Below are 24,335 nucleotides of genomic sequence, written 5' to 3' on the forward strand. Positions count from 1 at the left end.
CCTTCTCGTGTGCCGTCACGCCCGTGCGGGGTCTGTCGTACGGGTCCCGGGGGTCGTCGCACCGGATCCCGCGGGCTCCCTAGACGAGCAGGTCGCCCTCGATGACCGTGACCGCGTGGCCCGAGAGCAGCGTGCGGTCGCCGCGCACTTCGGTGCGGACCAGGCCGGAGCGGGGGGAGGCCTGCAGGCCGGTGAGGGCGGGGCGGCCGAGGCGATCCGACCAGAACGGGGCCAGGGCCGTGTGGGCGCTGCCGGTGACCGGGTCCTCGTCGATGCCGACGTTCGGGAAGAAGCAGCGGGAGACGAAGTCGTAGCCGCGTGACGGGTCTTCGGCGCGGGCGGTCGCGATGATGCCGCGCTCGGAGTAGCGGGCGAGCGCCTTGTGGTCCGGGGCGAGAGCGCGGACCGTCTTCTCGTCGGCGATCTCGACGAGCAGGTCACCGGTGTTCGGGCCGGTGTCGAGGGTGCGGAGCGGCTCGGCGCCGAGTGCCCCGGCGACACCGTCGGGGGTCTCGACCGGGGTGAGGGGCGCGGTCGGAAAGTCGAGGGTGATCGAGCCGTCGGTTTCCGGGGTGGCGATGAGGACACCGCTGCGTGTGGCGAAGCGCACCGGGCCCTGATGGGCGCCGGTGGTGGTGAGGACGTGTGCTGCCGCGAGGGTCGCGTGTCCGCACAGGGCGACCTCGGTGGCGGGGGTGAACCAGCGCAGCGCCCAGTCGGCCTCGCCGCCCTCCGGCAGGCGGTGGGTGAACGCCGTCTCGGCGTGGTTGACCTCCATGGCCACGTTCTGGAGCCAGGCATCGCCGGGGAAGGAGTCGAGGAGGAGGACCCCTGCCGGGTTGCCGGCGAAGGGGCGGTCGGTGAAGGCGTCGACGATACGAATCCGCATGCTCCGAAGCTAGCGGCGCCTGCAGGCCACGGGCCAAGGCCAATCCGGGGGATCTGGCCCTTTGCCGCGCGGGCGGGTGATTCGGGTGCCGCTCTCCGCATCCGGCGGTACCGGTGTCCGGCACGGCCACGGGTGTCGTGCGCGGGGCGGGCGAGTACTGCCCGCGGCGGGTCAGCCGAGGTAGTCCGCGCGCCCCTCGTCGTCGAGTTCGAAAGTGCCCTCGGGGATGATGCAGAACTCGTTGCCCTCAGGGTCCGCCATCACCAGGAACCCCCCGTCGTCGTACTGCTCCAGCCTGCGTCCGCCGAGCTTCTCCACCCGTTGTCGCTGGGCGGCGGGGTCGGGTGAGGTGACGTCGAAGTGCATGCGGTTCTTGCCCGACCTGGGGGCGTCGGTCCGCTGGAAGCCCAGGCCGAGGCCGTTCTCCCGCCGAAGCCAGACATAGGGGCCCATGCGGCCGACGACCGGCCTCCCGAGCACCTCGGACCAGAACGCCGCGAGCCGCTCGGGGTCGGTCGCATCGATGATGAGCGCATTGACCTGCATGGGGGAGTCCGTCATGCGTCCGATCCTCTCAAGGGACGCGAGGCCACTCGGCGGCGAGGATCCGATCCGGGCGAGTCAGGCCTCAGGACTCGCTCATGAGCCGGACCGGACGGCGAGGTCGCCTCCAGGCAGCGATACGAAGCGCCATCCCGTCGGGCCCGTGACCTGCCACGCTTCGACGGTCGGATCTGGTGAGCAGTTCAGGTGGTGGCCTGTGCCGTGGGATTTCCGACGACTCGGTTCCCTGAAGCGGGAGCCCGAACGGCTCGGTTCGTTGAGACGGCGACTCGGTTGAGCGAGAGCAAGGCATCGGTGCTGAGACTTTCAGCGGAGGTTGACACCGATCGGTGCGGCTGAGCTGGGGCAGGGGTCTGAGATTTCAGCCCTGGTTGACACTGAATTTCAGCGAGGGATGGCACGGTAGCGCGCTGTCGGTCATGTTGTCACCGAAATTGGATGATTCGACCATGGAGAGTTGTAGTGCCTGTTCCATGTCGATATGGAGTCGATCCGTAGCTCTGCCCTGTCGATGACCTCGGCGCCGCGTGCCGTCGAGGGCGTGATCGTCAGCCCGCTCTGGTCGCATGCGTGCAGTTGGGATGAACTCGCCGTACCTTGCGATGCCTTCGGTACCCGCCGATCGGTTCTCGACCTGGAGCGAGGCGGAGGAACTCACAGAGGACCTCCTGGACGAGGTCGTCATCCGCGTCCTCGACCCAAAACGCGACGCGGAGGCCGGCGAGGAGGGGTCCGTTCCGCCTCAGCCGGCACGGACCGGACACAAAGCGGGCTCCAGGCCGAGGAACACGACCTTCGACGACAAAGGCATCCCGGCCACCAGTTCCTCCGTGGCGTGACCAGGAGACGCGATGAACCCGCTCAGGTCTCTGCCGCGCAGCCTTCCACCGCTGCCCGACGAATCGCTCCCCGGCTTCCTGATGAGGCTCTCCTACCGGCTCGAAGCATCGCCGGCCGATCTCGCACATGCCACAGGCCTGGCGCGCTCAGCGAGTGCGAACGGTTCGGTATCCCACATCATTCACATGACAGAAGATGTACGGACAAGGTTCGCGCAAACGGTCAAGGCCTCTGAAGACGAGGTCACAGGCATGCTCCTGAGCCCTCTCGGGCTCCGCTACCCGCCGGCCTCCAACATCCCCTCCTCATAACGCCAGAAGCTGTCGAGCCGTCACAACCGTTGGATCTTCCTCCACACAACGCGTTTTTGCCCTGACTGCCTGGCCGGTGGAGACACGCCGATCGAGCAGGCATTCGGAGGTGCTTGGCGCCGGCTCTGGAGACTGCCACCAGTCTTCGCCTGTCCCACCCACAGCCGCTTCCTCGAACACCGGTGTCCCGAATGCGGCCGGCCAGCCCTCTGCACCGTCACCAGGACCACCTACCGGGCACTGCCCCGCTGGCGCGACACAGGTCTGCATCCCGCCCAGTGCCGGTCCCCGCTACCGGCCAAGGGGTCCGCCGGGCATGGCCCCGAAATCGGCTGCCAGGGCCGACTCGACCGGTGTCCTGCCTCCGCGCCCGCCCCCAGCGAGCAGGTCATGGCCTTCCGACGGCACATGCTCGACCTGCTGTCGGCTTCTGGCCCGACGACCACCGAGGTGCTCGGCCGCGAGGCCGGCGTCGGCAACTACTTCATCGACCTTCGCGTCCTTTGCCAGCTGATCAAGGCCAGCTGGCCGCGGGCCCGCGACATCCTTCCTGACCCGGGACTTGCCGAAGCACTCGACGACGACCAAGCAGCGCCGCGCGAAGAACAGCCGTTCGCCGACCGGCCCCAGACCCTCATCGACGCTCCCACGCTGGCCTCCGCTCCCTGCGCGGCCCTTCTGGCCGCCGCCGACCGACTGCTTCGGCTGGAGAACCCCCGCGAGCTGGGCGAGCACGTCCGCTCGCTGGTAGTGCACGACCCACGCCGTCGAAGCAGCGGCGAATGGCGCAGGGACTTCCTGGACACCAGACCCGACTGTTCCCAAGGATTCCTGCAAGCCGTCGCCCCCGTGCTGCAGACCTACGCCCGGGAACTACGGCCCCGCGCGCTGAAACGTCCCATCCGCAGGACACGCTTCGGCCCCCAGCGCATCCCCCATTTCCTCGAAGACGACTGGTACGCAAGGTACTTCGCGCACATGGACGGAATCCCGGCGTCCAGCATCCGGCGAGCAGCCGTGCTCCACCTGTGCCAGATCGCAGTCGGCGGCTCGCTCTTCAAGTCCGGGACGCTCCTGGGACTGCCACTCAACCCCGCCGGCACCCACCGGGCCTCCGACAACGCGAAGGCCGTCCACAACTGGGCCCGGACACGGCCTGACCCACAGGAGTTCGAACTCGCCGTCCACGCCCTGGCCGACGAACTCGACAGCCGAAACGATCTGATCGACTACCGTCGCCGACGCGATGCCCTGCGCCACTGGTGCATCGACCCGGCGACCTGGAACGAGATCACCGCCAGAATCCCCATCCCGACTGGACGGGGTGGCCGCCCCGACTTCAGCGACCGCAAACGCCAGACCGCGTCCATTGTCACGTGGACCATCCTGACTCAAGGCGAGCATGTGTATTCTCCGCACCCCATCCGCGACCAGCAGCCCCGGGGAACTCACCACCTCTGGCGGACGAGCGACAGCGCATTCTGGGCACGCATCCAGCACGGAACCACAGGCACCACCGACAACAACTGGCTCTCCCTGCTCTCCCAGTACGCCGCGTTCCTCGCCCCGATCATCGACAAGGGCGGCACCGCCCCGCCGGGCATCGCCCCGTGGACCGCGACCACCACTGCGGTGCGCTGAACCGCGCGGGCGACACCCGCAGCTCGTCTCCGCAGTTCCGGTGAGCTTTACCCCGGCCGCCGCGACCTGGAACAGACGAGACGGGTGGCTAGGCTCGGTGACTCAGCGCCCCACTGCGGGCGCGACTCTGGACAGCGACGCAGACGGCCCGAACGCCGTCCGGCCGAGGGGGTATGAATGAGCGCGATTCTGCGTCGGGACCAGCGGGCATTCCCGCCCGACCCTCCGCGTGACCTCGTCGACCCCCATGCGATTGCCGCACACGACTGGGCGGCGTTCCAAGCCGTGTCGCACATGTCCAACCACTGGGACCGTCCCGGTTGGAACGGGGGCCGGGCCTACTACTGGATGCTGACTTTCCCCGATGAGCGCGCGCTGATAAACGATGCTCGCGCCTGTCAGGACGCCGTTGCCGACCCGGCACTGGACCTGGTGCCTTCAGATGGCCTGCACATCACATTGAACAAAGTCGCCGACAGCGCCGCCATGAGTGAGAGGGACCTGGCCCGAGTCGTGCAAGTGGCTCAGGACATGGCGCCCAAAGCCTTCGACCTGCAGGTCGGCCCGCTGGCGGGATCACGAGGTGCCCTGCGCTACAGCGTCGCCCCGTGGAACCCGCTGATCGGCCTTCACGCGATGCTCGCTCGTGCGGGGGCGTTGGCTGGAGCCCCCGGAGGAAGATCCACGGAATCTTTCCGTCCACATCTTGGAATCGCCTACAGCAATACGAACCGCCCCGCAGATTCGGTGATCGGCCAAGTGGCAGCGCTCCGAGGCCAGCCAGCTCTCCCGGTTCACGTCTCGCACGCGGACCTTGTGGAACTGCGTCGAGAAAACGCTACCTACAGGTGGGACGTCATCTCTGCAATCACCTTGTCTCACGGGAACTGATGCTGTTGAGCGTCGGTGCCAGCGAGCCCAGCAACATGCCTCGCCTGCTGCCAATCCACCGGCTCGATCTTCGCGCGACGTGGCCGCATCCGGCCGCCGATTTGAGTCGCATGCCGATCGAGGCAGCCCCTCAAGTGAGCCTCGAACCGGCCCGCTGATTTCCCCAGACCCGCACCCCGGTGGCAACGACGGCGAGAACGATGGTCGTGATCCCCGAGGCAGCCAGCACCAGCCGCGGGCCCAGGGCAGCGGTGAGGGGGCCGCCGAGCGCGGTGCCAACCGGTGCGGCGGTGAGAAGGGCGGCGCCTCGGGCAGCCAGGACCGTGGTCAGCCAAGCTGCTGGCGTGCGGTCCTGGAACAGGGTGAACGACAGCGCCGTGAATGGTCCGTAAATCACGCCGCCCAGAGCAAAGCACGCGACAGAGACGGAGGCCGGTGCCCCCAGCCCGAAGGGCACGAGCGTGAGGCCCCAACCGGCAACGATGGCCAGGGTGACGGGCCAGAGGGGGAGCTTGCGAAGGGCACCGGCAGCCAGGCTGCCCAGAACGGCACCCACCCCGAAGAGCGTCCAGTACAGCCCGAGAAGGCTGGACTCGGCGTGCAGGTCATCGGTGACATGCAACGGCAGCGCGACCTCCACCGGTCCGTACAGAAAGTTGAAGAACCACGTCAGGGCGAGGACCCCAAGAAGCTCGGGCTGCCTGCGCAACAAGTGCAGGCCGGCTGCCGATCGGCCGGTGTCGACTGGCGCAGACGTTGCTATCGACTTGGCCGCTCCGCCCAGCCGACCGACCTGGACGGCAAGGACGGCGAAGGACACCGCGTCGAGCCCGATGATCCAGGCTGGACTTACGGCCGTTGCGAGGAATCCGGCGAGTGCGGGGCCGATGATGACAGACGCCGAAGTGCTTGAACTGACCAACGCGTTGGCCGCCAGGCGCTGATCCGGGGGAAGGATCTGGGCGAGCAGCGAGTACTTTCCCGCGCTTCCCCAGGCATGCAGCACTGACGAACCGGCGAGCAGGACGACGTACAGAACCGGGTTCAACACCCCTGCCGTCCAGGCCAAAGGCACGCAGCCGAGGAGTGACGCACGGAGCCAACTGTCCGCGGCCAGCAGCCGCTGAGCGGGCAAGCGACGTAACCAACGGCCGAAGACCAGCGCGCCAGCAGCCCCAGGCAGGGCATACGCGGCGATCGCCGCACCGACGAACAGGCCGGACCGACCTGGTGGTGCGATCTGAATGGCCAGCCATGCCACGGCGACCACACTCATCCCGTCACCGAGATCGGAGGCTGCCAGGGCCGGCAAGAGGCGTCGGAACTCAAGGTGAGCGAACAGGGGCTGATACGTCCGCGGCAGAAGGCGAGTTGTCCGTGGGGGCTTCACCCGGCCAGACTTGTGGTTCAAGCGCGCTTGAGGTCAAGGGGGATCAGTGCGAGAGCTCGGCATTGGGGAACTTGCGCGGCAGGTCAGGATGCGCCCCTCGGCCTTGCGCTACTACGAGAGCGTCGGCTTGCTGCCGCCCGCCGGGCGCGTCGCAGGTCGGCGTGTCTATCCGGCCAGCACGGTGCGGCGGATCGCGTTGATAAAAATGGCGCAACGGGCCGGGTTCACCCTGGCCGAGATCCGCCAGTTGCTGGATGCGGACGCTGACCGGGGCGCCACCCGGCAATGGCGCGCACTCGCCGAACGCAAGCTCCCCGAACTGGACCAGTTCATCCAGGATACGCAGGCGCTGCGGAACGCCGTCGCCGACTGCCTCGCCTGCGGGTGCATGAACTTCGACAGCTGCGAACTGCTCTCGTCCGGCACTGCCGAAGACATCTGAGGCCGCCCCTGCGTCAAGGCCGTCGGCTGCGAGCAGGACACGACAGTTTTCGAAGGGCGGGGCTCGGGCTTGGCGACTGGTGATCTTGGTGCCAGTCGTGCCTGAAAAGTGCCAGGTCTCGCTGAAAGTCTCATCGGTGCTCGCGAGGAGGGGGGTTGTCATGCGAACGGTACCGATATATCGTTGACGCATCGCGACCGATCAACGATGGAATGGAGTGATTGCGATGCGTTCCCGTGGAGAAGACTTCGGATACGAGCACGGACACGGACATGGACACCACGGCGGACCCGGCCATCGGGGTCGGGGCGGCTTCGAGGGGCTGCGGGGGGCTTTCGGGCCCTTCGGGCCGGGTGGTCCCGGTGGTCCCGGCTTCGGTGGCCCCGGCTTCGGACCGGGCCCCTGGGGTGGGCGCGGCGGCCGGGGCGGACCGCGGGGCAGGGCGCGGCGCGGCGACGTACGCGCGTCGATCCTCGCCCTGCTCAAGGACCGGTCCATGCACGGTTACGAGATGATCCAGGAGATCGCCGAGCGCAGCGGTGGGGCGTGGAAGCCCAGCCCGGGTTCGGTGTACCCGACCCTTCAGTTGCTGGAGGACGAGGGCCTGATCACCAGCGAGGCCGAGGGCGGCAAGAAGCTGTTCTCGCTCACCGAGTCGGGCCGCAGCGCGGCCGACGAGGGTCCCGACGCGCCGTGGGAAGAGGCCGGGCGCGGGGTCGACTGGGAGTCGCTGCACGAGATCCGGCAGGCCGGTTTCGGTCTCATGGAGGCCTTCGGTCAGGTCTGGAAGACCGGCAGCAAGGGCCAGCGCGACAAGGCGCTGGCGGTCATCAACGAAGCCCGCAAGAAGCTGTACCTGATCCTCGCCGACGAGGACTGACGGCGTGTTGTGGTACCTGCCGGCGCCCCGTGGAAGTGTTTCCGCGGGGCGCCTGTCGGTATACGGAGCGCCGGGCGTCGCTTCGGGCGCCGCGCGGACACGCGAGACTCAGGCCACCAGCCCGGCCAGCTTGCGCAGCGACTCGTCGAGGGCGGCCGTCGCCGAGTCCTTGAGCTTGCCGGCCATCAACGAGACGGCCGCACCCGTGAACTCCCCGTCGATGCGCACCGAGGTGGCGTCGCCGTCGGGGGTGAGCGTGTAGCGGGTGGTGACGTTCACCGACATCGGGCCCTTGCCGCGGATGGCCAGGGTGCGGCCGGGCTCCAGTTCCTCGATGGTCCAGGTGACCTCGGCCGGGAAGCCCATGAGCTTCATGTTCTCCGCGAAGGTGCCGCCCACCTCGAGCTTTTCCGGGCCGCCCTTGGGGAAGTTGGTGTGCGTCGCGTTCCACTCGCCGTAGGCGGACCAGTCGGTGAGCTGGGACCAGATCTTCTCGGCGGGCGCCTCGATCCGTGCTTCCGCGCTGACTTCGGCCATGCGACCACCCCTTCGTGTCGGGCGCTGCGCCCGGCGCAGCTACGGTGTCGCGGAACGTAGCTCCAGGTCCTGGAACATTCAATACTGATGGACCGTCAGAAATGTGGAGAAGGCCGATCCCTGCCCCGCACCGAGGCCGGGGCGGGGGCGGGGAGTGCCGGCCGGGAGAGCGCGAGGCAAGGCGGCGCGCGCTCCCTGGGGGAAATCGGCGCGAAGTCATCCGCAAGGAGGAGAATCCGCACAGGGATGCCCACCCTGTGTCGGACCCGAAGATGCTGCCCGCCGCGGATGACGTGGCGTGGCGCGACTGATGGGGTGGAGTCTGTGCCGCCCCGTATTCCTCAGCAGTCCGCCACCGCGAGCGGACCGAAGCACGCCGGCATCGAGGCCGGATCAGGCGCAGAGCTGGCCCCGGTGGTCTCCGGCGCGCGCAGAAGAGCGCTGCGCGACGGGGACCGGCAGATCGACACGGCTCATCTGCTGCACTCCCTGCTGGAATGCGACCCCGAGGTACGTGCCGTCTTCGAGGGCGGGCCGCAGCTCGCCCGGCTGCTCGGCTACCTCGTGCAGCGCAGCATCGGATACGGACTCCGCTGGCAGAGCGCCGTCGAGAACTCGGGCGCCGGACCGGTGGCGGCGGGAGGCAACAACTGGTCCCCGGTGGCGGCCGATGCCATGGGGGAGGCGTACGAGCGTGCGGTGCTGCGAGGTGACGAACGGGCCCGGGGTCTCGACCTGCTCACGGCGCTCGTCGCCGATCCCCGGTCGCGGGCCGTCGAGGTTCTGGGACGGGCCGGTGTCGACGTCCCGCGGCTGCTGGAGCGCGTCGAGAGCGGACACGGGGAGCGCGTCGGCCGGGAAGGCGCCGGCTGACGCGCGTCCGGAACGTGACGGCCTTTTCGGAGCAAGGCCTGTAGGAGCCGGCCTCTCGGTGGGGCTGCCGGGGTGAGCTCGTCGGACTGGGCCTGCCGGACTGGGCCTGCCGGACTGGGCCTGCCGGAGTGGGCCTGCCGGAGTGGGTGGGGTGGCGCGGGTGCGCGAGGGTCCGGACGCCCGTGACCGGGACGCGCGTAGCCCCGGACACCCGAGACCTGGACGCGAAGTCTGACCGGGCGAGCCCGCGGCGGTCGTCGTGGATCCGTTCCGGAGTCCAGCCGCTGAGACAGGTGTCTTCGGGGGTGACGGTCATGTCGTCGCCTGTCATCATGTGCCGGTGCATACGTCTCAGGGCAGTCAGGGCAACCACGGAAGAGGCGTCAGCCTGGGCCTGGCGCTCGTGTCGGCGGTCGCTTTCGGCGGATCGGGTGTCGCGGCCAAGCCGCTGATCGAGGCGGGTCTCGACCCGCTCCACGTGGTGTGGCTGAGGGTCGCCGGTGCCGCCCTCGTCATGCTGCCGCTCGCCGTGCGGCACCGGGCGCTGGTCAAGCGACGCCCCGCGCTGCTCGCCGGGTTCGGACTCCTCGGCGTGGCCGGTGTCCAGGCCTGCTATTTCGCCGCGATATCCCGTGTCCCCGTGGGCGTCGCCCTCCTCGTGGAGTACCTCGCCCCCGCGCTGGTTCTCGGCTGGGTGCGCTTCGTGCAGCGCCGGCCCGTCACACGTGCCGCGGCTCTCGGAGTCGTCCTCGCGGCCGGCGGACTCGCCTGCGTGGTGGAGGTGTGGTCGGGGCTCGGCTTCGACGCCCTCGGACTGCTGCTCGCGCTGGGCGCCGCCTGCTGCCAGGTCGGCTACTTCGTCCTGTCCGACCAGGGCAGCGACGCGGGCGACGAGGCACCTGACCCGCTGGGCGTGATCGCGTACGGGCTCCTCGTCGGCACCCTCGTGCTGACCGCGGTCGCGCGCCCCTGGACCATGCGGTGGTCCGTTCTCGGGGGCGGCGCGGACATGGACGGGACGTCCGTGCCCGCCTCACTGCTCCTCGGCTGGATCGTCCTCGTCGCCACCGTCGTCGCCTACGTCACCGGTGTCCTCTCCGTGCGCAGGCTCTCCCCGCAGGTCGCGGGCGTGGTGGCGTGTCTCGAAGCGGTGATCGCCACGGTCCTGGCGTGGGTGCTGCTGGGTGAACACCTCTCGGTGCCCCAGATCGCCGGCGGAGCGATGGTCCTGCTCGGCGCGTTCATCGCGCAGTCCTCGGCACCGGCGAAACCCTCGCAGGAGCCGGTCGCGGCGAAACCCTCGCAGGAGCCGGTCGCGCGGGGGACGAGCGAGACCGGACGAGAGTTGTCGGCCAACGGAACGGCCGTCTAAAGTGCTGATCATGCCTGCGACGCTCGTTCTTCCGCCTCCGGCCGCCTGAGGCGGGCGTACCGGAACACCGCCCGGCCCCGTGCCGGGCGGAACGGCGCTGCCCGCAGAAGAAGTCCGAGGACCTTCCGTACGCCCCTGCCCCCGTGGCACCGGCTGCGACGCGGTCCCTTCCCGAACTTCTGCGGAACTGCGGAGAGAACACGTGTCGAACACCGCTGTCGGCCTGCCCGTCGGGCGAGGCCTGCTCTATCTGATCGTCGCCGGTGCCGCCTGGGGCACCGCGGGCGCCGCCGCTTCACTGGTCTACCGGGCCAGTGACATGGGGCCGGTCGCCCTCTCCTTCTGGCGCTGCGCGGGCGGACTCGCCCTGCTGCTCGCCGTACGTCTGCGCCGTGGCCCGGGCCTTCGCCCGCGCCGTCTCCCCGGCCGGCGCGGGCCCCGCCCCGCCGTGCGGGAACTCCTCGGCCCCAAGGTGCTGCGTATCGGTCTGACCGGCCTCGCGCTGGCCCTCTTCCAGACCGCCTACTTCGCCGCCGTCGAGGCGACCGGCCTGGCGGTGGCGACCGTGGTCACCCTGGGCGCGGGGCCCGTTCTCATCGCGGTCGGCGCCCGGCTGGCCATGGGGGAGCGTCTCGGCCGGGGCGGGAGCGCCGCCGTCGTCGGGGCGCTGACCGGACTCGGCGTGCTGGTCCTGGGCGGCGGGGACGCCACCGTGCGCCCCTGGGGTGTCCTGCTCGCGGTGTTCTCCGCGGCCGGATACTCCGCGATGACGCTGCTCACCCGGTGGTGGGGGCGCGACGGCCGCGTCGACGGGTCGAGCACGACGGTGTGGGCGTTCGCCGTCACCACCGTGTGCCTGCTGCCGCTCGGGCTCGCCGAGGGGCTGATCCCGCACACCGCCCAGCCTGTTCCCCTGCTGGCGCTGCTGGCCTACATCGCCGCGGTCCCCACGGCGCTTGCCTACGCGCTGTTCTTCGCCGGCGCCGCCGTCGTCCGCTCCGCCGCCGTGTCCGTGATCATGCTCCTGGAGCCGGTCTGCGCGGCCGTGCTCGCCGTCGGGCTGCTCGGTGAGCGGCTCACCCCGGCGACACTCGTCGGCACCCTGCTGATGCTCGGCTCGGTCGCCGGACTCGCGGTGGCGGAGGCGCGCGCCGCGGGCGCCGAACGGCTCGCGGCGCCCGAGGAGGCGCTTCTCGTGTGACCCCGGCCCCTGACGCGCGACCGCCGAGCGCCTGACCCCCCGATCCCTGACGTGCGGCCCGGGACCGGCACCGGTTCCGGCGGGGGCCGGTGCCGGTCCCGGTCGGAGGCGCAGGGTGCGCGGGGCCGTCTCAGCCCGCGGGGTGACCTGCTCCGGCGCTCACAGGGCCTTCAGATAGCCGGGCAGTTCGATGCCCGGCGCCAGGTCGCCCGCCGGGACCGGGACGCCGTACCCCTTGGCCAGCGGGACCACACCGGTCCAGTGGGGAAGGGAGAGGTCCTCGGGCTCGTCGCTCGGGTCGCCGGTGCGCAGTTTGGCGGAGACCTCGTCGAGATCCAGGCGGATCACGGCCGTGGCGGCGAGTTCCTTGGCGTTGGCGGGGCGGATGTCGGCCGAGCGGCCGGGGACGACGTGGTCGACCAGCGCGTCCAGCGCCAGGACCCTCTCTTCCGGGTCCGTCACCTCGTGGGCGATGCCGTGCACGACCACGGAGCGGTAGTTGATCGAGTGATGGAAGGCCGAGCGGGCCAGCACCAGTCCGTCGACGTGGGTCACGGTCAGGCAGACGGCCAGCCCGGGATCGGTCCGGCCGGTCATCCGCAGCGGACGCGATCCCGTCGAGCCGTGCACGTAGAGCCGCTCGCCGACCCGTGCGTACAGCGTGGGCAGAACGACGGGCGCGCCGTCACGGACGAACCCGAGATGGCAGACGTACCCCTCGTCGAGTATCGCGTGCACCAGCTCCCGGTCGTACGCGGCGCGTTCCTTGGAGCGGGTGGGGACAGTGCGGTCGGTCGGGGTATAGGCAGCGGATCCCGTCGTGCCCGGCTGGGTGCTTGTCTCCGACATCGCCATCTCCATTGCATTAGTGCATAATGTTTTTTGTGCTAGGAGAGTATCGGATCGAAGGACGTCGCGCAGCAGAGATTGCCGCCGACGTCGAGCGGGCGGTCGGAGCGGGGGATCTGGAGCCGGGTCGACTCCTGCCGCCCATGAGAGAGCTGGCGGAGGAACTGGGGGTCAACCCGAACACGGTCGCGGCGGCCTATCGCACGCTGCGTGAACGCGGGGTCATCGAGACCGACGGCCGCCGGGGCAGCCGGGTGCGCCCGAAGCCGGCCACCACGGGCCGGGAACACCTGCGTGTCGAGGCGCCCGAGGGCGTGCGGGACCTGGGCGAGGGCAATCCCGATCCGGCCCTGCTGCCGGCGCTCTCCGAGGCCTTCGCGGTGGCGGCCCGGCAGTCGGACCACGACCCCGTGCAGTACGGGCAGGACGCCGTCGAGCCGGAGCTGGAGCGCCTCGCCCGCGCCGGGCTCGACGCGGACGGAGTGCCCGAGGGGCCCGTCGTCGTCACCTCCGGATCGCTCGACGCGATCGAGCGTGTCCTGATGGCCCATCTCAGGCCCGGCGACACCGTGGCTGTCGAGGACCCAGGCTGGGGCAGCCTGTTCGACCTGCTACCCGCGCTGGGGCTGCGTACGGCCGGGGTCGGTGTCGACGACGACGGCCCGCTTCCCGCCGACGTACGGCGCGCGCTGGCGGCAGGGGCGCGGGCCCTGATCGTCACCGACCGGGCGCAGAACCCCACCGGCGCCGCGGTCACCGCCGCCCGCGCGAGTGACCTGCGCTCGGTGCTCCGCGCGTACCCGCGGACCCTGCTCATCGAGGACGACCACGGTCATCGGATCGTCGACCTGCCGTTGCATCCGCTCGCCGGAATCACACACGACTGGGCTTTCGTGCGCTCCGTCGCCAAGGCGTACGGGCCCGATCTCCGGCTCGCCGTGCTCACCGGAGACCCCGTCACGGTCGACCGTGTGCACGGGCGGCAGCGGCTCGGCCCCGGCTGGGTGAGCCGGCTGCTCCAGAAGGCCGTGGTCCACCTGTGGACCTCCGGCACGGTCGAGGCGGGGGCCGTTGCGGCGGCCTACGGGGCGCGCCGCGACATGCTGATCGACGCTCTGAGGGAACGCGGTGTCGAAGCGCGCGGACGCAGCGGGATGAACGTCTGGATCCCCGTTCCGGACGAGACCGGGGCCGTCTCCCGGCTGCTGCACAGCGGATGGGCGGTCGCTCCCGGCGCCCGCTTCCGGATGAGCTCGCCGCCGGGTATCCGGATCACTGTCTCGACGCTGCGGCCCGAGGACGCCGGGCCGCTCGCGGACGCCGTCGCGTCCGCCGTGGGACCGGCCCCCGCACGCCGTTACGTCTGAGCTGTGTCCCTGAGCCGCGTCGGCCGGGGCGGCGGGTGTGTGTGGGCGGCGGGTGCCGCGGGTGTCAGTGGCGCGGCTTCGCCTGGGTCAGGGCCGCGCCCGCGAGGACGATCACCGCGCCGACCGGCGTCGACCAGGCAAGGGACTCGCCGAGGATCGCGACACCGGCCGCGGTGGCGATGACCGGGATGAAGTACGTGACCATCTGGGCCGTCGTCGGGCCGACCTCGGCGACGATGCCGTACTGGAGGAGCATGGCCAGACCGGTGCCGAGCGCCCCCAGGGCCGCGATCGCGAGCAGCGGCACCCATGCGACCTGGCTCGGGAACGTGGTGAACAGCGGGGTGACGAAAGCCAGTTGGGCGGTGGCCAGGAGCAGTTGGGCGCCGGTCATCGACAGATGCGAGTGGCCGGTGCCCGCGAGGGTCCGGCGGACGTATATCCAGCCGACCGGATAGCTCAGCGACGCCAGCAGGGCCATCGCCGTGCCCGTGGCGTCCAGGCCGTGGAAGCCCTGCCAGACACCGAGAACCGTCAGGACGCCGAGGAAGCCGATGCCGAGACCGGCCACCCTGCGCCGGGTCGGCCGGTCCTCGGAGAGGGCGACCAGGGACAGGGCCATGCCCCACAGCGGCGATGTCGCGTTGCAGATCCCCGCGAGCGTGGACGGGATCGTCAGCTCGGAGTAGGCGAAGAGGGAGAACGGCAGCGCGTTCAGCAGGAGAGCCGCGACCGCGAGGTGCCCCCATGTCCGCGCCCCGCGCGGCAGCCGCTCCCGCTTCACCGCCATCGCCGCCACGAGCACCACGCTTCCGAACAGCAGCCGGCCCAAGGTGACCTGGAACGGCGCGTACCCGTCGGTGCCGACCTTGATGAGCAGAAAACTGAAACCCCAGATCAACGACAGGACGCCGAAGCGGATCCGCCAGTCGAGGGCGGTGCGGCGGCGGGGTGCGACGCCGTTCGGCGTGACGGGGCGGGGGGAGGCGACGGTGCTCATGCGGTCAAGAATGAGGCAGAACAATCTCGTAGCACAAGCGAGAATACTCAAGCGATATCTCGTAGCATTGCTTACATGTTGAATCTGGAGCGACTGCGCACCCTCGACGCCCTCGCCCGGCACGGCTCGGTGAGCGGCGCGGCCGAGGGGCTGCACGTGACCACCTCCGCCGTCTCCCAGCAGATGTCGAAGCTGGAGCGCGAGGTGGGACAGCAACTGCTCGCCAAGAACGGCCGGGGAGTGCGTCTGACCGACGCCGGGCGGCTCCTCGCCGAGCACGCGGCCCGCATCCTGTCCCAGATCGAGCTCGCGCAGTCCGACCTGGAGGCGCAGCGCGGTCAGGTGGCCGGCGAGCTGAGACTGTCCGCGTTCCCGACCGCGGCGCGCGGACTGTTCCCGGCGGCGCTCGCGGAACTGCGTGCCGAGCACCCGGCACTGCGGGTGCGCTCCAGTGAGCTGGAGCCGGAGGCCGGGGTCGCGGGAGTGGTGCGCGGGGACCTGGACCTCGCGGTCGTGCTCGACTGGTACAACAAGCCGATGCCCCTGCCCGACGGACTGGTGAAGGCGTCGATCCTCGACGACCCCGCCGATGTGGCGATGCCGGCCGGCCATCGGCTCGCCGGCCGCGACGAGGTGGACCTCGGGGACTTCGCCGACGACGAGTGGATCACCTGGGCGGAGGGCGAGTTCTGCCACGAATGGCTGATGTTCACGCTGCGCTCCCAGGGCGTCGAGCCGCGCATCGGACACCGCGCCGGGGAGACGCACACCCAGCTCGGACTCGTCGCCGCGGGGCTGGGCGTGTGCGTGGCCCCGCTCCTCGGGCGCCGTCCGGTGCCCGAGGGGGTCGTCACGGTGCCGGTCCGGCAGCGTGTGCGCCGCCATGTCTACGTCGTGTGGCGGGCCGACGCCGACCGCCGACCCTCGATCAGGGCGGCGGTGGACGCCTTGCGCAGAGCCGGAGCGGCCGTCGAGTAGCGGGAGGCGAACAGCGGGAGGCGAAAGCGGTCCGGCTCCGTTGCCGCTGTGGCGCTGTTCGACTCCGGCCGCGCGGGCAGGGGGCTGTTCGACCCCCGCTGTTCGGGTGGGGCTGTTCGGCTCTGGCCGCACCGGGGGAGGTTCGGTCCCGGCTGCGTCGGCAGCGGGTTCGGTCCGGCTGCAGCGGTACGGGGTTCGACCCGGCTACAGCGGGGGGAGCTTGCGGAAGTCCCACGAGGCGATCGCCGCCGGGGTCAGTCGCATCCACGCGTGCCGGCCGTCGTGCGGCATCTCCTCCAGGCCGAAGTTCTTGCGGGCGAACAGCGTCTCCGGGACGTCGAGTTCGGCGCACAGTTCCCCCGTGCGCGGGAACTCGCCGACGAACTCCACCGTGCCGGACAGCTCGACACCCCGCAGCTCCCCGTACTCCTCGCCGGAGTCGATCACCACCGCGACCCGCGGGTCGTTCCGCAGCTGCACCCAGCGCTTGCTGCGCACCACCGAGTACAGCCACAACGAGGTGCCGTCCCAGGTGAACCAGAGGGCACTCACGTGCGGGACTCCGTCCTTCGACACGGAGGCGACACGGCAGGTGCGCTGGGTGGTGAGAAACTCGTCCAGTTCACCGGGAGTCATCATGATCTTCCGGCCCCTGCGCTGCGTGACGGTCATACGGTCCCCTCTTGTCCTGTGTATCGGCCAGGTCCTGCCGATCTTGTCGTGTGTACCGGCTCTGTCCGCCGAAGCTTCCGGTAAAGCTTTCTGACGTTCCGTCAGGAAATCATGAGCCGTCTTCCGTCCTCGCGCAATGGTCGTTACGCTCCGCCGTCCCGAACCGCGACGACAAGGAGAGCCATGCCGTCGTTCGAGCACCTCAGTGAACTCCTCGACCCCGCCGGCACGGTACTGCTCACCGTGGAGTGCCAGCAGGGCGTCGTGGGTCCGGACAGCGCGCTGCCCGAACTCGCCCAGGAGGCGAGGTCGTCCGGAGCGCTCGGCCGGATCGCCCGGCTGGTGGGCGCCGCGCACGAGAGCGGGGTGCAGGTGATCCACGCGGTCGCCGAGCGCCGCCCGGACGGCCGCGGCGCCAACCGCAACGCCCGGCTGTTCCGGGCGGCCGAACGGCTGCCCGTGCGCCAGCTGACCGGCACGACGGCCGTGCGGATCGCGCCGCCCGTCGAGGTCGCCGAGGAGGACTTCGTCGTACGCCGGCTGCACGGTCTGTCGCCGATCTCGGGCACCGACGTCGACCCGCTGCTGCGCAACCTGGGCTGCCGCACCCTCGTGGTGACCGGAGTCTCGGCCAACATCGCCGTTCCCAACGCCGTGTTCGACGCCGTGAACCGCGGCTACACCGTCGTCGTCCCCGCGGACGCCATCGCGGGGGTGCCCTCCGAGTACACCCCCGCGATGGTCCGGAACACCCTCGCGCTGGTCGCCACCATCACGACCACCGACGAGGTGCTCGCCTGCTTCGAACGACGACGCTGACGCTTCGGCGCCGCGCGTGGCCCGCGGCCGGCACCGGCGGTCAGGCGAGCTTGATGGCGTCCCCGTCGACGGTGATGTCCGCGGCGGCCAGCCCGGTCGTCGCGGGCCCCTTCTTCACGCTGCCGTCGGTGGCGGAGAACTCGCTGCCGTGACAGGGGCAGGTGATGACGCCGTTCGCGATGCCCTTGACCGCACAGCCCTGATGGGTGCACTTGGACGAGAAGGCCTTGAACGTGCCCGCCGTCGGCTGGGTCACCACGACCCCCTTGTCGGCGAAGACCTTGCCCCCGCCCTCCGGGATGTCGCCGGTCTTGGCGAGTTCCGTGCCGGCGGCGTTCCCGGCGGCGCCGTTGTCGGAGCCCACGGTGTCGGAGGCCTTGTCGTCCGCCCCGCACGCGGTCAGCGCGACGGCGAGCCCTGCCGCGCCGACCGCCGCCACGACGGTGCGTCGGGCAGGTGTCTGCGCGGAGTGAAGCGATTCGCTGGTCATGCTGGCTTTCCCTTCAGCGGACATGATCTGGATCTGCTCAGAGGTACGGTCCACCAGCGCGTGCTGTTCAGGCAATGGCGACTTCTTGACCCGATCCACAGCGCGCCGACAGCCGGGTGTGTGCGGTCACGATCCGCCCTCGCCCCGGACACCGGGCACCGCTCCCGTCACCATCACCGGGTCGCGTCCCCCGGGCGGGATCACCCCACCGACCCTGCGGCGATGCTCAAGGAAGTGAACGCCTCCCGCTGCATCACGCCGTTGCGCGAGGGCGGCTCGCTGCCGGGACCCGTCGAGGCCGACGACCTCGGGACGTACGTCATGAAGGGGGTCTCGGGGTTGGGTTGCTGGCCTGCGGAGTCGGCTACGACGTTCGACGCTGCGCTTCGGTACCGGGAGCAGCCCCGTGATGGGTATCGGGGACGGTCCCGCTCGGCAACAGCCCGGCAACGGCGTCGGGTTCGACGGCCCAGTGGATGAACGTGAGATCGAGCCACCGCTGGGTGAAGAGGGGACGGTCCAGAGATATGGGAGTGTCGGGCGTGCCCACCCCATGTGCCGATTTCCATGACTCCGTCGACATCGACGGCGATCGACGCCCCCGGTTCGTCACCGGACTCGATGTGCGCCGCCAGTGCTGCTCGGACCGGCTCGAACCGGGCCGGGAAGGCCAGGGTGCGCCCGCCTCGCTGACACTCCGGCGCACTCCGGTCGCCCGTCCCCGTGCGTGACGGGGATCACGCCGAGGGTAAAACCCGTCGTCCCGGCCGGGCGTCTAGAGGGTGTGAGATCAGTGATGAAGGCACCCGGCGAACCGGACGAGGAACGTCTCGTCCGGCTGGTGGCCAGGGGCGACCGTGCCGCGTTCGAGGAGCTGTACCGGCGTACGTCGCCATGGATGGCGGTGCGGCTGCGCCGCCGCTGCGCGGACGACCAGATCGTCGCCGAGGTCATGCAGGAGACGTATCTGGCGGTGTGGCGCGCGGCGGGTGCGTTCGCGGGGTCCTCGGTGGGCGGGACGGCCGTCGGCTGGTTGTGGACCATCGCGGCACGCCGCCTCGTCGATGCCTTCCGGCGCAGGGCGCACCACGCCGAGCCGCCGCCGACCGCCGCTCTGCCCGACGCGGTGCCCGCCGCCGAGGACGAGGTGCTCGCGGCGACCGTCGGCGGTGACGTCGGCGACGCGCTGCGGCGTCTCGCGCCGGAGCTCAGACAGGTACTGCAGGCCATGGTGCTCGACGGGCTGTCCGTCCGGGAGACCGCGGTGCTGCTCGGGCTGCCCGAGGGCACGGTCAAGACCCGTGCCCGCCGGGCCCGGAACGTGATGCGGAAGGCGCTGACATGAGTGTGGAGCACGCGTCGATGCGGATCATCGACGGTTACGCGCGCGGTGACATGGACCTCGCCGCTGACGAGGTGTGGGCCCTGGAGGCCCACCTGGAGGCGTGCCGGGTGTGCCGTGACCGGCTGTCGACCGCCGTCACGGCCGAGGCGCCCGCCGTGGCGGCGCTGGTCGGCACCGTGTGGTCCGGCCTGGAGCCCCGGCTGGCCACGGCCGTCGCGATGCCGCCGCGCAGGCGCTGGTCGGCGCGGCTGTCGGTGTGGACGACGCCGGTGATGGTGCCGTGGCTGGCCATGGTCGCGAGCGTGACGCTGCTCGCACTGCTGCTGGACGTGGCCGGCACCGGTACCGGCGAGGTGTCGCTGGTGCTGCTGCTCGCCCCGGTCCTGCCCGTGCTCGGCGTCGCGGCGTCGTGGTCGCGCGGCCTGGACCCGGCGTACGAACTGACGGCCTCCGTGCCCAGGGCCGGGCTCCACCTGCTGCTGCGGCGCACCGCGTCCGTACTCGTCGTGGTCGTCCCCGCGCTGCTGGCGGGCGGATGGGTGACGGGGACGACGGCCGCGCAGTGGCTGCTGCCCTGCCTCGCCTTCACCTCGACGGCTCTGGCGCTCGGCGGCGTCATCGGCGTGACCCGCGCCGCCGTAGCGCTGGTGGCGTTGTGGGCCGCCGTGATCGTGGCACCGACCCTGGCCGCCGGCCGTACGGCCTTCGCCCTGCGGACGGACGGTCTGCCCGTGTGGGGCCTGATCCTCGCGCTCGGCGTCGGTGTCGTGATCGTCCGCAGGGACGCGTACTCCGTGCTGGGAGCCCATCGATGACCATCGGAAAGGAACACCATATGACGTCCGCCGTGAGCGCGGCCGACATCGCACCGACGGCCTACGCCTGGGAGATCCGGGCCACCGGGCTGAAGGTCAAGGTCGGAAGGAAACGGATGGCCGTCGACGGGCTCGACCTGTCTCTGGGCACCGGCGTACACGGTCTCCTCGGACCCAACGGGGCGGGAAAGACCACCCTCATCCGAACGCTGGCCACCGTACTGCGCCCCACCGAGGGCACCCTCGAAATGCTCGGCGAGCCCGCGGGCCGCTCGGGCGAGCAGCGTGCGCTGCGCCGCCGGATCGGTTATCTGCCCCAGGAGTTCGGCTACTACAGACGGTTCACGGCGCGCGAGTTCATCGAGTACATGGCGTGGTTGAAGGAGGTGCCCAGGGCGGACATTCCCGCCGCGGTGCAACGCGCCGTGGAACGGGTGGGGTTGGCGGACCGCGCCGACGAGAGGATGAAGGCTCTGTCGGGCGGCATGGTGCGACGGGTCGGCATCGCCCAGGCCATCGTCAACGACCCGGCGATCCTGCTGCTGGACGAGCCGACGGTCGGCCTGGACCCGGCGCAGCGGCTGCGCTTCCGCAAACTGCTGCAAGAACTGGGCGAGGACACGTGCGTGGTCGTCTCGACCCATCTGGTCGAGGACGTCGCCGCCGCGTGCACCGACGTGGTGCTCTTCGCCGAGGGCCGGCTGGTCTTCCAGGGACCTCCGGACGAGCTGGCCTCGATGGGCGGCCCGGAGCACGTGGGCGACAGCCCGCTGGAGCGCGGCTACTCGGCGCTGCTGCTCAGCACCGAGCAGGAAAGGGGCACGTGGTGAGCGTCCGCGTCCTGCGCATCGAGCTGAGGCGCTCCGTCGCCCCGTGGGCCGGGGCGGTGGTCCTGACGACCGCGCCGGCGTTCCTGTACCTGCTGAGCGGTCCGTGGTGGAAGGGCACCGCCCTGTGGACGGCCCAGTGGACGTCCATGGCCCTGTGGACGCGCTTCCTGCTGGTCTTTCTGTGGCCGCTGGTCGTGGGGCTCGGGGCACTCCAGGGGCTGCGCGACCACCGCTCGGGAACGTCCGAGCTGCTGACGAGCACACCGCGGCCCGCCTGGCACCGCGCGGCCACGCTGGCGGGCACGACCGCGATCACGGTGACCTCGGCCTTCGCGCTCCTCGTCCTCCAGGGTGCGGCCCAGGTGATGCTCGCGGACACCGAGTACACGCACCTCGGATGGCTGCCGATCTCGCTGGTGGGGGCACTCGCCCTGGTCGCCGGGGCCGTACTGGGTATGGGAGTCGGGCGGGCCCTGCCGTCCCCGCTCACCCCGCCCGCGCTGGCCGTGGGGGCCTTCGTGTTCATCAACCTGCTGCAGCAGTCGATGGAGGCGGGGATACCGACGGCCGCGGTGCCGAACCGGGTCTCACTGCTGTCACCGGCGGTGGCGGAGGTACACGACGTGCTTCTCACGCCCGCCGCCTCCGTGCACCTCGGGCAGACGTTCTGGCTGCTCGGCATGGCCGCGACGGGCTTCGCACTGCTGGCCGCGGTGACCCCGCGCGCACGGCTGCTCGCCCTGACGCCCGTGCTGGCGGGCGCGGCGGTCGCCCTGCTCGTCCTCCCCTCCGACCCGCGCCGGACGTACGTCGTCGACGAGGCCGCCGCGGCGATGGTGTGCGACGGTCCGGTGTGCGTGACCAAGGTGCGGCAGTCACGACTCGACGACCTCGCGGGCCCCGGCACGAAGGCGCTGGTCCTGCTGCACGACGTCCTGGGCAGCCGGGCGCCGGACTCGATCCGTGAGAGCACCGTCCGACGGGCTCTCGGCGCCACGCCGGAACGGCCCCGCGGCGCCGTGCTCGTCGACTTCGACGACTGGGTGATCGCCGGCGCCGAGGGCGAGGAGCTGACCCGCGTCCTGCTCGCCCAGGGCATGGCTCCGGTCTGCTCCCCCCGCAGCGACGGCGAGAGCGGCACACTCCGCGAGGCCGCCGCGCAGAGCATCGCGGCGGGCTGGGTCCTCGGGGACCTCAGACTGCTCGGTGGCAGCGTCTACTCCTCGCGCGACCAGCTCGAACTGGCCCGGCCGGTGTGGAAGGAGCTCAAGACGCTGCCGCGGGCCGAACAGCTCTCGCGGATCAGCGTGATGCACGCCGCCGCGGTCTCCTGCGAGGGCGACCCTCTCGACATCCTGGCCGGCGGTGCGTCCCGGTGAGATGGCTGACGCTGTACGCACGCTCACGGCAGGTGCCCGCGTCGTTCGCCGCGGTGGTGATCAGCGCGATGGCGGTGTGGGCGCTGGCCCCGGACGGCGACGCGGGACCCGGTGATCCGCGGCTGCCCACGCTCGCCCTCGCCGCGGGGGTGATGGCGGCCTCGATCGGGCTCGGCGGACAGGACCTCGCGCTGGACCGGACGGCCGCGATCCGCTGGGTGCCCCGCAGGGCGGTGCATGTGCTGCTCATCGGCACGGTCGTCGGCACGGCGCTGCTGGCGGTGCGGACGACGGGCGAAGATCTGGCCACCACCGCGTTCGTCGTCCGCAACTGCGCGGGCCTGACGGGTCTTTGCGCCATCGGGGCGACGGCCTGCGGCGCGCGGTACGCGTGGACGCCGTCCATCACCTGGCTGGCGATGTCACTCTTCGCTCCGCCCCCGACAGGCGTGGCGACGCAGGTGGTCGGCTGGATGCTGCTGCCGCCCGGCACGGCCGCGGGCACCTGGACGGCCCTGGTCCTCACAATCGCCGGCACCGCGGTCTACGCCGTCGCTGGACCCAAACGGTAGCCGCAGTTACAAGGACCTTCTGGTGCGGCGGACCGACCGCGCCCCTCCACGTAGACGTCCCCGGCGCCGCGCCCGTGATTCCCGCGCTCGGCTGTCGCCCGCCGTCTCGGCGGCACTGGCCGCCCGGCGGCGGAAGACCGCCGGGAGCCGGTCACTTGGCCAGGAAGGTGAGCAGGGCGTCGGTGACTTCCTGGGCGTGGGTCCACAGCAGGCCGTGCGGAGCGCCGTCGATGACGACGTAGTCGGCCTGGGGGAGTGCCTTGTGGAACGGCTCGGCGGTGGCCTCGATGGGCAGGATGCGGTCGGCGGTGCCGTGCAGGATCAGTGCGGGTACGTCGATCTTGGGGATGTCGGCGCGGAAGTCGGTGCTCCAGGTGGCGACGCAGGCCAGGGACGCGTACCAGGAGGCGCCGGCGGCGGTGTTCCAGCCGGCCCGCACGACCTCCTCGCTGATGCGGGTGCCGAGGTTCTCGTCGAGGTTGTAGAAGTTCTCGTAGAACGCGGTGAAGTAGGCGTAGCGGTCGGCGGTGACGGCCTGCTCGATGTCCTTGAAGACGCTGCCGTCGACGCCGCCGGGGTTGTCGTCGGTCTTGAGCAGGAAGGGTTCCAGGGAGGCGAGGAAGGCGGCCTTGGCGATCCGGGTGGAGCCGTAGGTGCCCAGGTAGCGGCCTACTTCGCCGGTGCCCATGGAGAAGCCGACGAGGACGGCTTCGGTGAGGTCGAGGGTGGTCAGGACGGTGTCGAGGTCGGCGGCGAAGGTGTCGTAGTCGTAGCCGGTGGTGGGCTGGCTGGAGCGGCCGAAGCCGCGCCGGTCGTAGGTGATGACGCGGTAGCCGGCCTTCAGCAGGGCGGCGGACTGCTTCTCCCAGGAGTGGCCGTCGAGCGGGTAGCCGTGGATGAGCACGACCGGCTGTCCGGTGCCGTGGTCCTCGTAGTAGAGGTCGATGCTGGTGGAGTTCTCCTGGCCGACGGTGATGAACGGCATGGTGGTTGCTGCCTTTCGGTATGGGTTGTGGTGTGGGCTGCGGTGCGGGGAGGCGGAGCCGGGTGCGGTCAGCGGACCGTGCGGGCCGCCTTCTCGACGATGCGGGTCACGGCGTCGGGGCGGGAGACGGGCACCGCGTGTGACGCGCCGATCTCGGTCGTGTGCGCGTGCGTCCGGTGCGACATGAAGCGCTGGGCGGCCACTGCCCGGTGGCCATGAGCCGCGCCTTGTCCGCCGGTACGTCCGCGGCGAACTGCTGGTGGAACTTGTCCGGCTCGATGTAGACGAGGGCCTTGACCTTGTCCTCCAGTCCGGCGGCGGCCTGGCGGCGGCCGCGGTACCGCGGCCTCCGTCGAGCCCGACGAGCGGAGGACGGGTTCGGTTCACCTGTACGGTCCGAAGA

At 70.8% G+C, this 24,335-nt stretch carries 27 protein-coding genes and 3 pseudogenes; 19 read left to right on the plus strand and 11 right to left on the minus strand.

Annotation, left to right across the window (positions count from 1 at the left end):
* Positions 1-79 precede the first annotated feature (79 nt).
* The 3 genes from OG780_RS34320 to OG780_RS44715 form a co-directional block, all read right to left on the minus strand.
* Entirely contained in the window at positions 80-889 is an 810-nt protein-coding gene (locus OG780_RS34320; protein WP_328454755.1) for a PhzF family phenazine biosynthesis protein, read from the minus strand.
* Positions 890-1,060: 171 nt separating this feature from the next.
* Positions 1,061-1,450 (minus strand): VOC family protein, encoded by a 390-nt coding sequence (locus OG780_RS34325; RefSeq protein ID WP_328454757.1) that lies wholly within the window; start codon positions 1,448-1,450, stop codon positions 1,061-1,063.
* A gap of 78 nt (positions 1,451-1,528) precedes the next feature.
* A complete protein-coding gene (locus OG780_RS44715) occupies positions 1,529-1,639 on the minus strand; it encodes a DUF6188 family protein (protein WP_443062341.1) in 111 nt (36 codons plus the stop codon).
* A gap of 416 nt (positions 1,640-2,055) precedes the next feature.
* Here OG780_RS44715 and OG780_RS34330 point away from each other — a divergent pair, with 416 nt between their 5' ends.
* The 4 genes and pseudogenes from OG780_RS34330 (at position 2,056) to OG780_RS34340 (ending at position 5,136) form a co-directional block, all read left to right on the plus strand.
* On the plus strand, positions 2,056-2,292 hold the full coding sequence (locus OG780_RS34330) for a hypothetical protein (protein ID WP_328454759.1): 237 nt from the start codon (positions 2,056-2,058) through the stop codon (positions 2,290-2,292).
* 321 nt (positions 2,293-2,613) lie between these two features.
* Positions 2,614-2,766 (plus strand): annotated as a pseudogene (locus OG780_RS44720) (TniQ family protein); the annotation flags it as partial.
* Between the two features lie 228 nt (positions 2,767-2,994).
* The gene (locus OG780_RS34335) at positions 2,995-4,245 is read left to right on the plus strand and encodes a hypothetical protein (RefSeq protein WP_328454761.1); all 1,251 of its coding nucleotides are present in this window, start codon (positions 2,995-2,997) and stop codon (positions 4,243-4,245) included.
* A 177-nt stretch (positions 4,246-4,422) separates the two neighbouring features.
* Entirely contained in the window at positions 4,423-5,136 is a 714-nt protein-coding gene (locus tag OG780_RS34340) for a 2'-5' RNA ligase family protein (protein WP_328454763.1), read from the plus strand.
* Positions 5,137-5,266: 130 nt separating this feature from the next.
* Here OG780_RS34340 and OG780_RS34345 read toward each other — a convergent pair whose 3' ends face one another.
* Positions 5,267-6,526 carry an MFS transporter gene (locus tag OG780_RS34345; RefSeq protein ID WP_328454765.1) on the minus strand — a complete coding sequence of 420 codons (1,260 nt, stop codon included), beginning with the start codon at positions 6,524-6,526 and terminating at the stop codon, positions 5,267-5,269.
* Positions 6,527-6,572: 46 nt separating this feature from the next.
* On the opposite strand from OG780_RS34345, the gene OG780_RS34350 reads away from it, so the two are divergent.
* Positions 6,573-6,968 (plus strand): MerR family transcriptional regulator, encoded by a 396-nt coding sequence (locus tag OG780_RS34350; protein ID WP_328454767.1) that lies wholly within the window; start codon positions 6,573-6,575, stop codon positions 6,966-6,968.
* Positions 6,969-7,194: 226 nt separating this feature from the next.
* Positions 7,195-7,848 carry a PadR family transcriptional regulator gene (locus tag OG780_RS34355; protein ID WP_328454769.1) on the plus strand — a complete coding sequence of 218 codons (654 nt, stop codon included), beginning with the start codon at positions 7,195-7,197 and terminating at the stop codon, positions 7,846-7,848.
* Between the two features lie 108 nt (positions 7,849-7,956).
* Here OG780_RS34355 and OG780_RS34360 read toward each other — a convergent pair whose 3' ends face one another.
* On the minus strand, positions 7,957-8,385 hold the full coding sequence (locus OG780_RS34360; protein ID WP_326789036.1) for a type II toxin-antitoxin system Rv0910 family toxin: 429 nt from the start codon (positions 8,383-8,385) through the stop codon (positions 7,957-7,959).
* A 324-nt stretch (positions 8,386-8,709) separates the two neighbouring features.
* Here OG780_RS34360 and OG780_RS34365 point away from each other — a divergent pair, with 324 nt between their 5' ends.
* From OG780_RS34365 to OG780_RS34375, 3 genes are all read left to right on the plus strand, one after another.
* Positions 8,710-9,258, plus strand: a complete 549-nt coding sequence (locus OG780_RS34365) for a Clp protease N-terminal domain-containing protein (protein ID WP_328454771.1) — start codon at positions 8,710-8,712, stop codon at positions 9,256-9,258.
* 334 nt (positions 9,259-9,592) lie between these two features.
* Complete coding sequence (locus tag OG780_RS34370; RefSeq protein WP_328454773.1) at positions 9,593-10,630, plus strand: EamA family transporter; 1,038 nt, start codon at positions 9,593-9,595, stop codon at positions 10,628-10,630.
* Positions 10,631-10,832: 202 nt separating this feature from the next.
* Positions 10,833-11,831: a DMT family transporter gene (locus tag OG780_RS34375; protein WP_328454775.1), complete on the plus strand. Its 999-nt coding sequence runs from the start codon at positions 10,833-10,835 to the stop codon at positions 11,829-11,831.
* A 159-nt stretch (positions 11,832-11,990) separates the two neighbouring features.
* On the opposite strand, the gene OG780_RS34380 is transcribed toward OG780_RS34375, so the two are convergent.
* Entirely contained in the window at positions 11,991-12,680 is a 690-nt protein-coding gene (locus OG780_RS34380) for a pyridoxamine 5'-phosphate oxidase family protein (RefSeq protein WP_328454777.1), read from the minus strand.
* A gap of 35 nt (positions 12,681-12,715) precedes the next feature.
* On the opposite strand from OG780_RS34380, the gene OG780_RS34385 reads away from it, so the two are divergent.
* Positions 12,716-14,047 (plus strand): aminotransferase class I/II-fold pyridoxal phosphate-dependent enzyme, encoded by a 1,332-nt coding sequence (locus tag OG780_RS34385; RefSeq protein ID WP_328454780.1) that lies wholly within the window; start codon positions 12,716-12,718, stop codon positions 14,045-14,047.
* A 64-nt stretch (positions 14,048-14,111) separates the two neighbouring features.
* Here OG780_RS34385 and OG780_RS34390 read toward each other — a convergent pair whose 3' ends face one another.
* A complete protein-coding gene (locus OG780_RS34390) occupies positions 14,112-15,047 on the minus strand; it encodes a DMT family transporter (protein WP_326789042.1) in 936 nt (311 codons plus the stop codon).
* Positions 15,048-15,122: 75 nt separating this feature from the next.
* Between OG780_RS34390 and OG780_RS34395 the strand changes: the two genes are divergently transcribed.
* Entirely contained in the window at positions 15,123-16,025 is a 903-nt protein-coding gene (locus OG780_RS34395; RefSeq protein WP_328454782.1) for a LysR family transcriptional regulator, read from the plus strand.
* A gap of 204 nt (positions 16,026-16,229) precedes the next feature.
* Here the strand turns inward: OG780_RS34395 and OG780_RS34400 are convergent, their stop codons facing one another.
* The gene (locus OG780_RS34400) at positions 16,230-16,697 is read right to left on the minus strand and encodes a pyridoxamine 5'-phosphate oxidase family protein (RefSeq protein WP_328454784.1); all 468 of its coding nucleotides are present in this window, start codon (positions 16,695-16,697) and stop codon (positions 16,230-16,232) included.
* 183 nt (positions 16,698-16,880) lie between these two features.
* Between OG780_RS34400 and OG780_RS34405 the strand changes: the two genes are divergently transcribed.
* A complete protein-coding gene (locus OG780_RS34405) occupies positions 16,881-17,516 on the plus strand; it encodes a cysteine hydrolase (RefSeq protein ID WP_328454786.1) in 636 nt (211 codons plus the stop codon).
* A 40-nt stretch (positions 17,517-17,556) separates the two neighbouring features.
* Here OG780_RS34405 and OG780_RS34410 read toward each other — a convergent pair whose 3' ends face one another.
* Positions 17,557-18,006 carry a Rieske (2Fe-2S) protein gene (locus OG780_RS34410; RefSeq protein WP_328454788.1) on the minus strand — a complete coding sequence of 150 codons (450 nt, stop codon included), beginning with the start codon at positions 18,004-18,006 and terminating at the stop codon, positions 17,557-17,559.
* Between the two features lie 222 nt (positions 18,007-18,228).
* On the opposite strand from OG780_RS34410, the pseudogene OG780_RS44725 reads away from it, so the two are divergent.
* Positions 18,229-18,333 (plus strand): annotated as a pseudogene (locus OG780_RS44725) (HipA family kinase); the annotation flags it as partial.
* A gap of 76 nt (positions 18,334-18,409) precedes the next feature.
* On the opposite strand, the pseudogene OG780_RS34415 reads toward OG780_RS44725, so the two are convergent.
* A pseudogene (locus tag OG780_RS34415) lies at positions 18,410-18,589 on the minus strand (DUF2071 domain-containing protein); the annotation flags it as partial.
* Between OG780_RS34415 and OG780_RS34420 the strand changes: the two are divergent.
* The 6 genes from OG780_RS34420 (at position 18,549) to OG780_RS34445 (ending at position 22,947) form a co-directional block, all read left to right on the plus strand.
* Positions 18,549-18,737, plus strand: coding sequence for a hypothetical protein (locus OG780_RS34420; protein WP_328458787.1), 189 nt, complete (start codon positions 18,549-18,551; stop codon positions 18,735-18,737). The pseudogene OG780_RS34415 and the gene OG780_RS34420 overlap by 41 nt on opposite strands.
* Before the next feature lie 65 nt (positions 18,738-18,802).
* A complete protein-coding gene (locus tag OG780_RS34425; RefSeq protein ID WP_328458596.1) occupies positions 18,803-19,351 on the plus strand; it encodes an RNA polymerase sigma factor in 549 nt (182 codons plus the stop codon).
* Positions 19,348-20,166, plus strand: a complete 819-nt coding sequence (locus OG780_RS34430) for a zf-HC2 domain-containing protein (RefSeq protein ID WP_328454790.1) — start codon at positions 19,348-19,350, stop codon at positions 20,164-20,166. The genes OG780_RS34425 and OG780_RS34430 overlap by 4 nt, the downstream gene beginning before the upstream one ends.
* Complete coding sequence (locus OG780_RS34435) at positions 20,163-20,996, plus strand: ABC transporter ATP-binding protein (RefSeq protein ID WP_328454792.1); 834 nt, start codon at positions 20,163-20,165, stop codon at positions 20,994-20,996. The genes OG780_RS34430 and OG780_RS34435 overlap by 4 nt, the downstream gene beginning before the upstream one ends.
* Entirely contained in the window at positions 20,993-22,375 is a 1,383-nt protein-coding gene (locus OG780_RS34440) for a hypothetical protein (protein ID WP_328454794.1), read from the plus strand. The genes OG780_RS34435 and OG780_RS34440 overlap by 4 nt, the downstream gene beginning before the upstream one ends.
* Positions 22,372-22,947 (plus strand): hypothetical protein, encoded by a 576-nt coding sequence (locus OG780_RS34445; RefSeq protein WP_328454796.1) that lies wholly within the window; start codon positions 22,372-22,374, stop codon positions 22,945-22,947. The genes OG780_RS34440 and OG780_RS34445 overlap by 4 nt, the downstream gene beginning before the upstream one ends.
* 151 nt (positions 22,948-23,098) lie before the next feature.
* On the opposite strand, the gene OG780_RS34450 is transcribed toward OG780_RS34445, so the two are convergent.
* Complete coding sequence (locus tag OG780_RS34450; protein ID WP_328454798.1) at positions 23,099-23,932, minus strand: alpha/beta fold hydrolase; 834 nt, start codon at positions 23,930-23,932, stop codon at positions 23,099-23,101.
* Positions 23,933-24,335: the final 403 nt, after the last annotated feature.

The sequence above is a fragment of the Streptomyces sp. NBC_00386 genome (assembly GCF_036063235.1).
Taxonomy (GTDB): Bacteria; Actinomycetota; Actinomycetes; order Streptomycetales; family Streptomycetaceae; genus Streptomyces.

What these genes read in the sequence shown, in the direction of transcription:
- OG780_RS34320 (WP_328454755.1), bottom strand. Translation starts at nt 889, where the DNA reads ATGCGGATTCGTATCGTCGACGCCTTCACCGACCGCCCCTTCGCCGGC.
- OG780_RS34325 (WP_328454757.1), bottom strand. Translation starts at nt 1,450, where the DNA reads ATGACGGACTCCCCCATGCAGGTCAATGCGCTCATCATCGATGCGACC.
- OG780_RS34330 (WP_328454759.1), top strand. Translation starts at nt 2,056, where the DNA reads ATGCCTTCGGTACCCGCCGATCGGTTCTCGACCTGGAGCGAGGCGGAG.
- OG780_RS34335 (WP_328454761.1), top strand. Translation starts at nt 2,995, where the DNA reads ATGGCCTTCCGACGGCACATGCTCGACCTGCTGTCGGCTTCTGGCCCG.
- OG780_RS34340 (WP_328454763.1), top strand. Translation starts at nt 4,423, where the DNA reads ATGAGCGCGATTCTGCGTCGGGACCAGCGGGCATTCCCGCCCGACCCT.
- OG780_RS34355 (WP_328454769.1), top strand. Translation starts at nt 7,195, where the DNA reads ATGCGTTCCCGTGGAGAAGACTTCGGATACGAGCACGGACACGGACAT.
- OG780_RS34360 (WP_326789036.1), bottom strand. Translation starts at nt 8,385, where the DNA reads ATGGCCGAAGTCAGCGCGGAAGCACGGATCGAGGCGCCCGCCGAGAAG.
- OG780_RS34380 (WP_328454777.1), bottom strand. Translation starts at nt 12,680, where the DNA reads ATGTCGGAGACAAGCACCCAGCCGGGCACGACGGGATCCGCTGCCTAT.
- OG780_RS34390 (WP_326789042.1), bottom strand. Translation starts at nt 15,047, where the DNA reads ATGAGCACCGTCGCCTCCCCCCGCCCCGTCACGCCGAACGGCGTCGCA.
- OG780_RS34395 (WP_328454782.1), top strand. Translation starts at nt 15,123, where the DNA reads ATGTTGAATCTGGAGCGACTGCGCACCCTCGACGCCCTCGCCCGGCAC.
- OG780_RS34400 (WP_328454784.1), bottom strand. Translation starts at nt 16,697, where the DNA reads ATGACCGTCACGCAGCGCAGGGGCCGGAAGATCATGATGACTCCCGGT.
- OG780_RS34405 (WP_328454786.1), top strand. Translation starts at nt 16,881, where the DNA reads ATGCCGTCGTTCGAGCACCTCAGTGAACTCCTCGACCCCGCCGGCACG.
- OG780_RS34410 (WP_328454788.1), bottom strand. Translation starts at nt 18,006, where the DNA reads ATGACCAGCGAATCGCTTCACTCCGCGCAGACACCTGCCCGACGCACC.
- OG780_RS34425 (WP_328458596.1), top strand. Translation starts at nt 18,803, where the DNA reads ATGAAGGCACCCGGCGAACCGGACGAGGAACGTCTCGTCCGGCTGGTG.
- OG780_RS34430 (WP_328454790.1), top strand. Translation starts at nt 19,348, where the DNA reads ATGAGTGTGGAGCACGCGTCGATGCGGATCATCGACGGTTACGCGCGC.
- OG780_RS34435 (WP_328454792.1), top strand. Translation starts at nt 20,163, where the DNA reads ATGACCATCGGAAAGGAACACCATATGACGTCCGCCGTGAGCGCGGCC.
- OG780_RS34450 (WP_328454798.1), bottom strand. Translation starts at nt 23,932, where the DNA reads ATGCCGTTCATCACCGTCGGCCAGGAGAACTCCACCAGCATCGACCTC.